This window comes from Parageobacillus caldoxylosilyticus (assembly GCF_019272935.1).
Taxonomy (GTDB): domain Bacteria; phylum Bacillota; class Bacilli; order Bacillales; family Anoxybacillaceae; genus Saccharococcus; species Saccharococcus caldoxylosilyticus.
Genome location: NZ_CP040553.1, coordinates 3,574,078 through 3,587,404 on the forward strand (window position 1 = coordinate 3,574,078; position 13,327 = coordinate 3,587,404).

Here is a 13,327-nt window from a genome sequence, read left to right on the forward strand (position 1 = left end):
TTTTTCGCAAAAAAGATTTGCCGCAGATGATGGCGGGCAAATCTTTTTTGTTAGAAAGAAAAGATAGGATTTATTTCCCATCCGTTTTTTCTAAAAACTTATAGCACTTCTTTGCGATTCATTTTACACTAGGAATAAAAAGTTGGCATCATCTGTTGGGGCGGCTTGTACAGTTATAGTATAGGAAATGGGAGAAAGAAAAGGAGCTTCGTACATGAATATAGAGCGAATCGCGACCTATATAAAAGAAAAACGCATTATCGAAGCATTAGAGGAAATAAAGCCGATGCTTCAGCAAGCAAACGGGCGTCCGTTTTGCTGGAGAGTGCCGTTGCGGGCTTGGCAAACAGCGGACTCGTTTCATCATCTGATCCGCTTGTTTGATTATGCGTTAATGTACCGCCATAGCGCGCTGTTGGCGCGCTACGCCCACCGTCGTTTTTCGACGCTGCAGACGCTGACGTGGGTATGTGATGAGTGGCTCGAAGAACGACGGCCGCTGGATGTCGAGGAAGCGCTGCGGCCGCGCTTGGAAGAAGCGATCGCGAACGGAAAGGAAAAGCCGGAACATATCGCGCGCGCCGCATTCACACTCGTGCGCACTCTTTTGGAAATGCGCCGGATCGAAGAAGCACAGCAGTGGATGGGCATAGTGGAACGATATGAAACTATTCCGATGTACGATAAATGGGGATACTTTTATATGGAAGCGGGCGACCGCGACAAAGCCGAAGAAATATTGCGGAAAGGATTGGATGAGCCGGAGCGCGGCGATATGTGCCATTTGCTTTTGGCCGACTTATACGCGCTAAATGGCTGCCAGCGGAAAGCACTGGAAATCATTGAATGCGGCATCAAACGGTTTTCGCAAGTGCCGGCGTTATATGTGGAAAAAGCGCGCCGGTTGCGCGACTTGCATGAGTACGAAGCGGCGCTCGAAGCGATGGAGGAGGTCGACCGCCTCACTCCGTTTCATACCCACCGCCGCTATTTTGCCCATATGCGTGCGCAAATCTATTACAAGCTTGGCAAGTTCGATGAACTAGCGGCGCTTGTTCAAACAGAGAAATCATTGGCATCTACGCCATACGCGCGCGCAAGCGAACGCGCTTCCCTGCCGCAAGTGATCTTGCCGCTTGTGCCTGTCGTGCAAAAACATAATTATTGTGTGCCTGCGAGTTTGGAAATGATGCTGCGGCTGTTAGGCAAGGAGCGTACACAAGATGAAGTGGCCGAGCATATTTTCGATGTTCGCGGTTCAAAATTGTCGACGACTGTACATTATTTGGAAACGCTCGGCTTTTTATGCCGCTTTTTCATCGGTTCCGTGGAGCGGTGGAAACGGTTGATCGATGCCGGAATTCCCGTGCTCTTAAGCGTCGATTACGAACAATCTTCGCATGTGCAAGTATTGTTCGGTTACGATGAGTGCCTCAGGGCGTTTTACGTACAAGACCCAAACATGCTCGAGCCGTTTGTGGTTGCTTATGACGAAGTCGAAAAATGGTATGCAGGGACACATTATTTGTCGATTGCTGCGATTCCCCGGGAAAAAGAAGCGATTGCCGTGTTGCTGCCGGAATCGGAAGATCAATATTTCCGTCAGCTTCATGCCTTCGCCGAAAAAATGGATGAAGATGATCAAGCGTATATGGCGCCGTTTCTCGCGTTTTTGCGCAAGCATGAACACATCCCGTACACATGGCTGTATGTTGTGAAGCATTTTGGCACAGAAGAAGCGAAAGAGCTGCTTCTCGACTATACAGAGCGGGTGCTTGCTAAATACGGCGATATTAATGATTTGCTGCTTGCGGCGGCGAAAGCGTACGTGTACGGAAAAGAAATCGAACGGGCCGAAGCGGTGCTGGCGCGGGTGAAAGGAAAAGCCCATAGTCCGCTTTATCACTATTTGCGGGGACGGATCGCGTTTTACGAAAGCCGGTACGAAGATGCAAGCCGTCATTTTCGTGCTTCGCTCCAGCTCGATCCCGACCAGCCCGACGTCTGGAGCTATATGGCCCTTAGTACTGCATACGGAGGAAAAGAAAAGAAAGGCTTGGAACTGTCACAAATCGCTTTAACGTTACACCCTGACGATCCGTTTATTGGCACGAATCATGGCATCATGTTATTCCAGGCCAAACAAATTCAGGAGGCCCGCGCCTTTTTTGACCAATTGCTGCGCCGCCATAAAAGCGATGCCCATTTGTGGTATGAACGGGCGCGCTGTGATGAAAGGCTGGGAAAGATACGCAAAGCGGAACGCGGCTTTCTTGTTGCTAAAGTGCTCGATGAAGCAGAGCCGTATCCATATTTGGCGTTAGCGGATTTATATGAAAACGAGTTAGGGGATTGGCAAAAAGCCAAAGCTATTTTGTTGGAAGGAGCGGCAAAGGCCGGAAGCGCCCCTGCGTTGCACGTTCGCCTTGGCGACTGGTATATGGAACGAGACGAAGCAGAAAAGGCGGAAGTGCATTACCAAAAAGCACTGCAACAAGAGGAAAAAGAAGTCTTTGCTCATCTCGGTCTTGCATACGTGATGATGCAACGGGGGCATCGCGATGAAGCAAAACAGTATCTGTTGGACAAGAAGCTATTATTTGCCCAAAACAGCGAATATCTATTAAATGCTGGAAAAATGCTCCTGGCCAATGAGCTAGCCATAGAAACGGAAGAAAAAGGGACCGCGCTTGCCTTTCTTGAAGAAGGATTGCGCCTTGCGCAATTTGATGTGGCGGAAGCGTACGAGTTTTATATCGAACAACTGACCGACCATTCTCTTGTCGGTCGCGGAATGGCTTTTCTCGAGCAACTTATCAACGAACGTCCGAACGATATAATCGCGCTTTGTTATCTCGGCGTGCTTTATGAGCAAAGCGGCATGTTTTCGAAAGCGATCAATTTATACGAACGGGCGATCAAGGTGCAAAAAAGCACGTTTCCGCTCTATCGTTTGGCCGAAACGTATCGGGCGCTTGAAAGATTCGACGAGGCGAAATGGTACTATGAAGCGTGTCTCGAGGTCGATGATACGTTTGCGGTGGCTCACCTTCGCTTAGCGGTTCTTTATGAAATAGAAGAAAACATTGATAAGCAGCGTTTCCATCTGCAAAAAGCGTTCGAGTGCGATCCGCTTCAAGTTCATGTCGAAAATGTAGTGTGGCTGTTTGACGATCCCGCCACATTAGTAGACACGATCGAAGCGGTTCGGAAGCAAGCAGGCGATATTTGGTATTATAACAGTCTCGGCTACGTATATGGAGCAATGGGGGACGGTGCCAAAGAAAAAGAGGTAGTCGAACACGCGCTTCACCTCCATCCTGATCATCCGGAAGTACTCCACCATTATGCGAAAGTGCTTGTCAAGGAAGGTAAGTTACGCGAAGCGATCGCCATCCTTGAGCGGCTGATTGAGCAGGATGTCCGTAACGAAGCCTTGTATGAAACTTATATTCAAATATTTTCGTATACAATAAGAGGAATAGGAAAACTGCGCGAGCGGCTCGGCAAATGGAAGCTTGACCATCAAAAGAAAAGCATCGTATACATGCACGCCGCTTCCGCTCTTTCCCCATATATGATGGACATAACGTGGGCTGGGACAGATGACTCCTTTGCCAAACGGCTATGGACAAAAGCGAAAGCATGGACGAAAGAAATGGCTGTTGTTTCCGCTGTTTTAGATTTATACGAAACGGCGATTCGTTTGGACCGCAGCAATATAGAAGCGTATGAGCGACTTGCTGAGTTTTACAAAGCGGCGGAATTGATGGATGATGCGATCAAAACGCTGCGCAAGGCGCTAACATATGAGTGGAATGCCAGTGTCGCCCGTGAGCTTGCCATGTTGTTGGCCCACTCGGAGAGTAGTAAACTGCAAAAAGAAGCAGGCGAGTGGATCGATCGTCTCCTCGCCGAACAGCCAAATGACCTGACTATGCTGGAGTTAAAGGCGTTCCTGCTCCTTGACAATGGACGGGAAGAGGAAGCAGAAAATCTGCTTCGTTTTTTAATCGAAATAGAGCCACTCTTACTTCGCAGTATTTTGACGTTAGGAACGATGTATATGGCAAAACAGCGCTATGATGAAGCAATTGCCGTACTTGCAAACGGGCTTTCCCATCATCCGCATGATGCAGAGGTGAGCCTAGAATTGGCGCGTGCGTATGACGAAGCGGGGCAGACGGAAAAGGCGCTTTCCGTTGTCGATGAATGGATTCAATTTGCCAAAGAGGACTTATCCGCTCGTTATCAACGGGCGTGCTATTTAGCCAAGCTCGGGCGAATCGAGGAAGCCAAGTGCGAACTGGCGCATGTTCTTGATGAAGATGAAACAGGAGACTTTGCCGAACTGGCTAACGAAGAACCAGCGTTGGCGCCGCTGTTTCGGCTGTTGGCGGAGAAATAACGGCGCTGGTTTCGTGAATCTTTTTCTTTTCTTTTTTCGCTAAGTTTGCTATGTTATGTAAGGAAATGTTTTTCTTGAATAGAAAAGAGGTGGGAGAATGGAAGCCCCCTTTGATTTGCTGGCATATGTGTCGCTTGTTGGCGCACTGCTTGTTGTCATGAAATGCTATATCGGCGAATACCGCAAAACGAAAGCTTTTTTATATGACGTTACGCTTGCACATGTAGCGGAAAGAAAAGATGAAAGATGCGTTGCTGGCGCTATTGTCCCGCTCTGCCGCGTTTTTATAAGGAAAAGACGGAAAGTTCCTGTGCGCGAACGTTCACATCAAACCGATGAAGAAGGAAGGAGACCTCGCTTATTTCTGGCCTGATTGACTATAGAACAACAAGGAGGTCTCTTATGAGAAAGTGGATTTTTGCATTATTCGGAACGGTTGTTTTATTAAGCGGCTGCAACCGCAACGCGCCGATTAATGAACATAGCCAAGGAATTTGGGATCATTATTTTGTCTATCCAATGTCGAAATTGCTTTTGACGATTGGGCAGCTGTTTGGAAATAACTATGGGATCGCCATCATTGTACTGACGTTAATCGTTCGTTTTTGCCTGCTGCCGCTCATCTTAAAGCAGTTTAAAACGACGATTGCCATGCAAAAGCTTCGCCCGGAACTGAAAAAGCTCCAAGAGAAATATAAAGGTACCGACATCGAAACACAGCGCAAGCTCCAGCAGGAAATGATGCAATTGTATCAAAAGCACGGCGTCCATCCTGCGAGCGGCTGCCTGCCGGTGCTGATTCAAATGCCGATTTTTATGTCGCTTTATTACGCGATTTCGCGCACCCAAGAAATTAAGCTCCATTCGTTTTTATGGGTGCAGCTTGGCCATCGCGATCCGTACTTTATTTTGCCTGTCTTGTCGGCGCTGACGACGTTCATCTCGCTCCGTCTGTCACCGTCGATGACGGAAGAACAAATGCCGCAACTGGCGATGATGTCATATATCATGCCGGTCATGATTTTTATCGGGGCAAGCTCTGTTCCGTCCGCCCTGTCGCTTTACTGGGTTGTCGGCGGCTGCTTCTCGATCATTCAATCATTGATTTTGCGCACGCAACTCAAAGCGGTCAAAGCCGCAGAAAACGGACAGGCATGACAATTCCCCGCTTTCCAGCAACGGAAAGCGGGGTTATTTTTTGATAAGACACCGCGAGGCTCGTTATTAATTTTTTATTTTTTTTGTAATTTACAATAATATATAATCAATGTTAAATTCGAATATTGGGGGAGTGACCGATGAAAAAAGCGCTAATCATTGATTATTCGGGCCGGGCATGAATGAGCGCTTGGCCATTTTAAACATACATTAGGTGCGGAAGTGGTGGAATAATAGAATAAAAATGATAGAATAGACGATGGACGTTCTTTTTTGTGTCAAACCGATTCGTATTTTGGAGGTAGCACAATGAACGAAAAATATGCAGATGACAGTTTTACCCTTCATACGGACTTATATCAAATCAATATGGTGGAAACGTATTGGGAAGACGGCATTCATAACCGCAAGGCAGTGTTTGAAGTGTTTTTCCGCAAGCTGCCGTTTGGAAACGGATACGCGGTATTTGCCGGCTTGGAACGGGTCATTCAATTTCTGCAGCAATTCCGGTTTTCCGAAAGCGATATTGACTATTTGCGGTCGGAACTGGGATATCGGGATGATTTTTTAGATTATTTGCAAACGGTTCGTTTTACCGGCACACTGCGCTCGATGAGGGAAGGGGAAATCGTTTTCGGCAATGAGCCGATTTTGCGCATTGAAGCGCCGCTTGCCGAAGCGCAGCTCGTGGAAACGGCGATTTTAAACATTATTAACTTTCAAACGTTAATCGCGACAAAAGCGTCCCGTATTAAACACATTCTCGGCGATGAGCCGGCGATGGAGTTCGGCAGCCGCCGGGCGCACGAGATGGATGCCGCGTTGTGGGGGGCGCGCGCCGCTTACATTGGGGGGTTTGAAGCGACATCGAACGTACGGGCAGGAAAACTTTTCGGCATCCCGGTTGTCGGCACGCACGCGCACGCAATGGTACAGGCTTATCAGGATGAATATACCGCGTTCCATAAATATGCGCGCCGCCATAAAGATTGTGTCTTTCTTGTTGACACGTACGATACATTGAAGTCAGGGGTGCCAAATGCGATTCGCGTCGCCAAAGAGCTGGGCGATCAAATCAACTTTATTGGCATACGGATCGACAGCGGCGATCTCGCCTATTTGTCAAAAGAAGCGAGAAAAATGCTCGATGAAGCTGGATTTACGAATGCGAAAATTTTCGCTTCCAACGACTTAGATGAAGAAACGATCCTCAATTTAAAATCACAAGGCGCAAAAATTGACGTCTGGGGAATCGGCACGAAATTAATTACCGCGTACGACCAGCCGGCGTTGGGCGCTGTTTATAAATTAGTCGCCATTGAAGATGAACACGGAAATATGGTCGATACGATCAAAATCAGCGGCAACCCGGAAAAAGTCACTACTCCTGGACTGAAACGGGTCTACCGCATTGTGAATAAAATCAATAAAAAAGCGGAAGGCGACTATATTGCGCTAGAAAGTGAAAATCCGCAACAAGAAGAGCGGCTCAAAATGTTTCATCCTGTTTATACGTTTATCAGCAAATTTGTCACCAATTTTGAGGCAAGGGATTTACATGAAACGATTTTTGACAATGGCAAGCTCGTGTACACGTCTCCGCCATTAAAGGAGATTCAAGATTTCGTGAAAGAAAATTTGCGGTTGTTTTGGGATGAGTATAAACGGACGATGAATCCCGAGCAATATCCCGTCGATTTAAGCCAGGCCTGTTGGGATAACAAAATGGAAAACATTCGGAAAGTGAAAGAGAAGATTGAAAAGCTGGGAGAATATTGAGAGATTGTCGGTTTTAGCGCTAAAAAAGGTCATCGCAGATCCACATGCGGTGATCTTTTTTTGTTTTTCCGGATATTTCCAAAGTATTTGTTACAGGTAGACCAAAATAGTGTGATGAAGGGAGGCGGCGATGGATCAGATAAAGATTAGTCGGAAGGGATGGATTTACCATAGTAACATTTATTTTTGTATGTCGTCTAATAAATAAAAGGAATAAAGAGGGAACGGTGGCCATGAAAAAATTTTTTGCCATATGGATGATCGCCGGTTTATGCAGTTTAGGGGCATACTTTTTTGTGACTGCCAGCTCCAAGCCTCCTGCATTAGACATATCGGCGGCAGGCAAAAAAATTCCGGTTACCCGAGGTTCTTACTGCTGGAAAACATTTTTCTCGGCAAAATGTGTCGATTGGGCTTATGCGCCGCCATGGAAAATAGGAGACGTACACGAACCGGTTGAGGTCGAGCCTCATTCAGAAATAGAAATAGATTTTGAAAAAGAACCAGTTTCTCTAGCTGTAGAACAGTGGATTAATGAAGGAAAGGCAAAAAATATAAAGGTAAAGAACAAAAAAATTACCGCGCCAAGTGAAAGTGGGGTATATGTTTATCATCTTATGGTGAATTGGAAGCAAGGAGACGGGAACTATGTTTTCCATATTAAAGTAAAATAAATATTGTTTGTCGATTGTCGTTTAAACATCATGAATCAAAAAGCGCTGGCTCGCAAAGCTACCTTTTGGAGCCAGCGCCATTTCTAGTTACAGTCTTCCTTGCTTTTTTAACAGCTGTTCCATTTCGCGAACGAGCGAATCGAAATAAGAAAGCAGGTTCTCAAGCGGCTTCGGCGATGTCATATCCACTCCTGCTTTTTGCAACAGGCGGATCGGGTCGTCGGATGTGCCGGCGCTTAAAAACTGCAAATAGCGTTTCGTCGCCTCTCCGGTTTTATCCGCTTTCATTTGCTTGACAAGCTCAAAGGAGGCGGCGAGGGAAGTGGCGTATTTATAGACGTAAAATGCGTCATAAAAATGGGGGATGCGCAGCCAGCCCCGCGCGGCTTCCGGATCGGCGGCGTAAGCAGGGCCGTAATATTTTTTTAATAAACGAAGCCAAAGCTCGTTCAGCTCGGCTGCGGTTAAGCTCCCGCCTTGCCGTACTTTGTCGTGAATCGCTTGTTCGAATTCAGAGTACATCACTTGCGTGTATAAGGTGCCGCGAATTTGCTCGATTTGCTGGTTGAGTAAATACAGCTTCTCTTCATCCGTTTTTGCTTGCTTTAGGAAATAATCCATCATCAGCCATTCGTTGGCGGTTGAGGCGACTTCGGCGGTAAAAATCGATTGCCCGGAATAATGGTAAGGCTGCGTTTTGTTTGTATAGACGGAATTCATCGCATGACCGATTTCGTGGGCGATCGTCAGCACGCCATCCAGCGACTCGTCGTAGTTGAGCAAAATAAACGGATGAGTGTCATACGCGCCCGTATTATAGCCGCCCGTATATTTTTTCGGGCGCGGATATGCGTCAAGCCAGCGTTGTTCGAAAGCTTGCCGCACCTTTTTGATGTAGTCGTCCCCAAGCGGTTTCAGACCTTCAAGGAGGAGCGTCTGCGCCGTTTCGATCGGGAACTTCATGTTTTTCGCGACGGTTTCATCGACGAGCGGCACATACATATCGTAACTGTGGACGCGGTCGACGCCGAGCGCTTTTTTGCGCAGTTCGACATAGCGGTGGAGTAACGGCAAATGATTATTGACCGTAGAAATGAGATTCGTAAACACTTGTTTTGGCACATCATCGGCCGACAGTGCTGCATCGAGGCCGGATTTATATTTTCGCGCTTTCGCGGACAGTTCGTCCGCTTTCACAGAAGCGTATAAGGTGGCGGCGGATGTGTTTTCGATCGATTCGTAGCTTTGAAAACGGGTTTGAAACGCCCGCTTGCGGTAGTCGCGATCCGGGTGTTCAAGCGCTTTTGTATAGTTTTCATCCGTCAGCGAAACCGTTTTGCCGTCCGGCGTGCGGACGGAAGGCGGTTCATAATCGCCGCGCGCGGCATTGTTATAAATGTTTTCCGGATCGCTCATGATTGGAGAGAGCTTGGCGAGCAGCTGTTCTTCTCGTTTGGAAAGAGTATGCTTTTTCCGTTCGCGCAATTCTTCAAAATAATAGCGGTATGGCTTAAGCGGCTTGCTTTTTTGCAGCTTGGCAAGCGTCTGCTCGGAAAGCGACAGCAGTTCCGGCTCGATAAACGCCGTTTTAGCCGCATAGTCGGAAGTAAGTGTCTCCACTTTTGCTTTTAGCCGTGCCGCGGTCTCGTCTTCAATATTTAAATCTTGTTTTAAATGAGCGTAAAGCGACAATTTTTCCAGTTTTCGTGCTATCCTTTCATTAAGGGCAAATAGTTTGGCGACATTGGTCGCGCTCTGAAGCTTTCCTTCATAGGCGGACAGTTTCGGCAGCGCATCGACGACTGCTTGATAGTCGCGTTCGAAATCAGCTTCCGACGTGTAAATGTCGGCAAGATTCCATTGATATTTTGTTTGTGCGGCGTAGGCGCGCCATGGCACAAGCAGCAGTACGATCATTAGCCATACATATAGCTGTTTTTTCATCATCTTCCCATTCCTTTCCTGTTTTTCCGCTGTTACGTAGTATGCGCAAAAAGAAACAGATTACTCGAATGAAAAGGAATAGGGAAATCGATGTGGAATGTATAGGAGTGCGAAAAAGAAGAGGAGGACGAGTAGTGGAACGAATTCGTTTAGCAGAAGATTTAACATTTTCCCGCATCATTCACGGATTATGGAGATTAGCGGATTGGAACTATTCGAGAGAGGAGATATTAAGTTTCATTGAATTTTGTCTCGAACAAGGGATTACGACGTTTGATCATGCGGATATTTACGGGAATTATACGTGTGAAGCGTTGTTTGGCGAAGCGCTGGCGTTAAAGCCAAGCTTGCGCGGTCAAATCGAGATTGTTACAAAATGTGGGATTAAGCTCGCATCGAAATACGGTTTGAAGCATTATGATACGAGTAAGGAGCATATTATCGCGTCCGTCCACCAATCGTTAAAAAATTTCCGCACCGATTACATCGATGTGCTGCTTATTCACCGTCCGGATCCATTTATGAATCCGGAAGAAGTGGCGGAGGCGTTCACCCAGCTGAAAAAAGAAGGAAAAGTGTGCCATTTTGGCGTGTCCAACTTTAAACGTTCACAGTTTAACATGCTGCAGTCGTATTTAGATTTTCCGCTTGTAACCAACCAGATTGAAGTGTCCGCCTATCGCTTAGAAAATATCGAAGACGGTACGGTCGATTTATGTTTGGAAAAGCGGATCCCGCCGATGGTGTGGTCTCCGCTTGCGGGCGGAAAAATATTTACCGCAACGGACGACAAAGCGGTACGCCTGCGCGCGACGCTCGAACAAATTAGAGATGAACTTGGCGCCGAAACGATCGACGAAGTACTATACGCATGGCTGCTTGTGCATCCGGCGCGAATGATGCCGATTGTCGGTTCCGGCAAAAAAGAGCGCATTATTCGTGCGGTGCGTGCGCTTGCGCTGCCGCTTCGCCGCGAGCAATGGTTTGAAATTTTGCAAAGCTCGGTCGGTCATGAAGTGCCATAATCCGCAACGAACAACAAGGAGAAGTCTACAATGAAAGTGATTATTGCCGAAAAACCAGACCAAGGCGCGACGCTCGCGTCCATTTTTAAAAACAAAAAACAACAAGGCTATATCGAAATTTATCCGAATGAATTGTTTCCAAAAGGAGCGTATATGACGTGGGCGGTCGGGCATCTTTTCCAGCTCGTGCCGCCTGAACGGTATCGTCCGGAATGGAAACAATGGAAGCTCGAGACGCTGCCGATCATTCCGGAGCGTTTTCAATATGAGGTAGAAAAAGCGAAAGCAAAACAGTTTGCGATTGTAAAAGAACTGCTTCGCAAACCGGAAGTGACGGAAATTATCCATGCTGGTGACGCCGGTAGAGAAGGGGAGCTGATTGTCCGCAACATTATTCATATGAGCGGCGTGAAAAAGCCGATGAAGCGGCTTTGGCTTTCGTCATTGACGCCAAAAGCGATTTATGAAGGATTCCGCCAGCTGTTAGATGAAGCAGAAACAAGAAATTTATATGAAGAAGCGTACGCTCGCGCGTGTGCCGATTGGCTTGTCGGGATGAACGCCTCGCGCGTTTACAGCATTTTGCTAAAGCAAAAAGGGATGAATGATGTTTTTTCGGTTGGAAGAGTCCAAACGCCAACACTCGCATTCATCGTGAAACGGGAAAAAGAAATTGAACAGTTTCGTCCTGAGCCGTTTTGGGAAGTGGTGGCGACGTTTTCCGTTGATGGCAGGCAGTACGAAGGGAAATGGACAAACGAAGAAGGAGAAACGCGGATCAAGGAGGAGCAGCTGGCGCAAAAAATCGCCCAGTTTTGCCGAAACAAGCCGGCAGAAGTGAATGAAGTAAAAACGGAGCGAAAAACGTTTCTTCCGCCGCTATTATTCAATTTGTCCTCCTTGCAGGCAACGGCGAACAAGGTGTACCAATTTTCCCCGAAAAAGACGCTCGATATTTTGCAAAATTTGTATCAAAAAGGTATCGTGTCGTATCCGCGTTCCGATTCGAACTATGTGACCAGGGGAGAGGCGGAAACGTTCCCGGACATTTTGCAAAAGTTACGGGCGTTTCCGGAGTATCAGCCGTTTTTTCCGCTGCCAAACGCGTCAATTTTACATAATAAACGTTATGTCAATGAAAAAAAGGTAACTGACCACTATGCAATCATCCCGACGGAGCAAGTGGTCGATCCGGCGAAGTTATCGGCGGATGAGCGGAAAATTTACGACTTGGTCGTGCGCCGTCTCATTGCCGCGCATTATGAAGCGGCTGTGTTTGACTATACGACCGTCACGACGCTTGTCGATGGACGCGCCCGCTTTATTTCAAAAGGCAAGCAGCAAATTCAGGAAGGATGGCGAAAGGTCATCGGTCAGCGCGAAGAGGATGATGTGACGATTCTTCCTTCGCTCCGTGAAGGCGAACAAGGCGATGTGCTGAACGTTCGTATAAAAGAAGGAAAGACCCAGCCGCCGAAACGGTATACGGAAGGTCAGCTGATTACCCTGATGAAAACAGCGGGGAAATTTTTAGATAACGAGGAGCTGGAAAAAGTGCTTGCCAAAACGGAAGGTCTCGGCACGGAAGCGACGCGCGCGGCCATCATTACGACGCTGAAAGAGCGAAATTATATTGAAGTAAAGAAAAACCAAGTGTATGCGACCGACAAAGCGAAAGTGCTTATCGAAGCGATTGGAGATAAAATTTTGGCTTCTCCGGAAATGACGGCGAAATGGGAACAGCGCTTAAGCGAGATTGGCGAAGGAAAGGCGTCAGCGGCGCATTTTATGGAGCAAGTAAAAAGGCTGTCTGCAAAAATTATTCAAGACGCCGTTGAAATGTCGGAAGCATGGAACTTTGCTGGACTTGATATCGAATCCATTCAACGGACAAAATCGAAAGCGACGCTTGGAAAGCCTGTTGGCACCTGCAAGCTATGCGGCGGCACGGTCATTGACAAAGGGACCTTTTACGGCTGCGCCAATTATGCCAAGACGAAGTGCCCGTTTACGATTTCGAAAAAAATTCTCGGCAAAACGATTTCGCAAGCGAATGTGAAAAAGCTTTTGCAGCATGGGAAAACGAACGTCATTAAAGGATTTAAAAAAGGAGAGAAAACGTTCGACGCCGTTTTGGTGTGGGACGACAAGGAGAAAAAGATTTCGTTTGTAAAAAAATAACCTTTCCCCTTATCATGCACCTCCTTCTTTATAAAGAAGGTGCGATCATATGACCAGCTTCTCGTTTGCTTATATTGGAAACGTGAGTCCGGTTTCCAATGCTTAGCATTTTCTTTCAATAAGCAACCGCACTATCAAAAATGAAAAGATTACGGCAT

8 protein-coding genes are annotated in these 13,327 nt (G+C 47.1%); 7 read left to right on the top strand and 1 reads right to left on the bottom strand.

Annotated features, from left to right (window positions below; translation table 11 throughout):
* The first annotated feature begins 214 nt into the window (after nucleotides 1–214).
* The 5 genes from BV455_RS18180 to BV455_RS18200 all read left to right on the top strand — a co-directional run bounded on the left by BV455_RS18180 (nucleotide 215) and on the right by BV455_RS18200 (nucleotide 8,019).
* The gene (locus BV455_RS18180; protein ID WP_218687523.1) at nucleotides 215–4,408 is read left to right on the top strand and encodes a bacteriocin-processing peptidase family protein; all 4,194 of its coding nucleotides are present in this window, start codon (nucleotides 215–217) and stop codon (nucleotides 4,406–4,408) included.
* 97 nt (nucleotides 4,409–4,505) lie between these two features.
* The gene (locus BV455_RS18185) at nucleotides 4,506–4,781 is read left to right on the top strand and encodes a hypothetical protein (protein ID WP_042407871.1); all 276 of its coding nucleotides are present in this window, start codon (nucleotides 4,506–4,508) and stop codon (nucleotides 4,779–4,781) included.
* Between the two features lie 29 nt (nucleotides 4,782–4,810).
* A complete protein-coding gene (gene yidC / locus BV455_RS18190; protein ID WP_042407874.1) occupies nucleotides 4,811–5,566 on the top strand; it encodes a membrane protein insertase YidC in 756 nt (251 codons plus the stop codon).
* A gap of 309 nt (nucleotides 5,567–5,875) precedes the next feature.
* Nucleotides 5,876–7,345, top strand: coding sequence for a nicotinate phosphoribosyltransferase (locus BV455_RS18195; protein ID WP_042407877.1), 1,470 nt, complete (start codon nucleotides 5,876–5,878; stop codon nucleotides 7,343–7,345).
* 227 nt (nucleotides 7,346–7,572) lie between these two features.
* A complete protein-coding gene (locus BV455_RS18200; RefSeq protein ID WP_218687524.1) occupies nucleotides 7,573–8,019 on the top strand; it encodes a hypothetical protein in 447 nt (148 codons plus the stop codon).
* An 87-nt stretch (nucleotides 8,020–8,106) separates the two neighbouring features.
* Here BV455_RS18200 and pepF read toward each other — a convergent pair whose 3' ends face one another.
* Nucleotides 8,107–9,963 (bottom strand): oligoendopeptidase F, encoded by a 1,857-nt coding sequence (gene pepF / locus BV455_RS18205; protein ID WP_042408038.1) that lies wholly within the window; start codon nucleotides 9,961–9,963, stop codon nucleotides 8,107–8,109.
* A 134-nt stretch (nucleotides 9,964–10,097) separates the two neighbouring features.
* On the opposite strand from pepF, the gene BV455_RS18210 reads away from it, so the two are divergent.
* Complete coding sequence (locus BV455_RS18210; RefSeq protein WP_042407883.1) at nucleotides 10,098–10,988, top strand: aldo/keto reductase; 891 nt, start codon at nucleotides 10,098–10,100, stop codon at nucleotides 10,986–10,988.
* Between the two features lie 30 nt (nucleotides 10,989–11,018).
* A complete protein-coding gene (locus tag BV455_RS18215; protein ID WP_081160253.1) occupies nucleotides 11,019–13,169 on the top strand; it encodes a DNA topoisomerase III in 2,151 nt (716 codons plus the stop codon).
* Nucleotides 13,170–13,327: the final 158 nt, after the last annotated feature.

Excerpts from the sequence above, each read along its gene's own strand:
- BV455_RS18180 (WP_218687523.1), top strand. The coding sequence starts at position 215 with ATGAATATAGAGCGAATCGCGACCTATATAAAAGAAAAACGCATTATC.
- BV455_RS18185 (WP_042407871.1), top strand. The coding sequence starts at position 4,506 with ATGGAAGCCCCCTTTGATTTGCTGGCATATGTGTCGCTTGTTGGCGCA.
- yidC (WP_042407874.1), top strand. The coding sequence starts at position 4,811 with ATGAGAAAGTGGATTTTTGCATTATTCGGAACGGTTGTTTTATTAAGC.
- BV455_RS18195 (WP_042407877.1), top strand. The coding sequence starts at position 5,876 with ATGAACGAAAAATATGCAGATGACAGTTTTACCCTTCATACGGACTTA.
- pepF (WP_042408038.1), bottom strand. The coding sequence starts at position 9,963 with ATGAAAAAACAGCTATATGTATGGCTAATGATCGTACTGCTGCTTGTG.
- BV455_RS18215 (WP_081160253.1), top strand. The coding sequence starts at position 11,019 with ATGAAAGTGATTATTGCCGAAAAACCAGACCAAGGCGCGACGCTCGCG.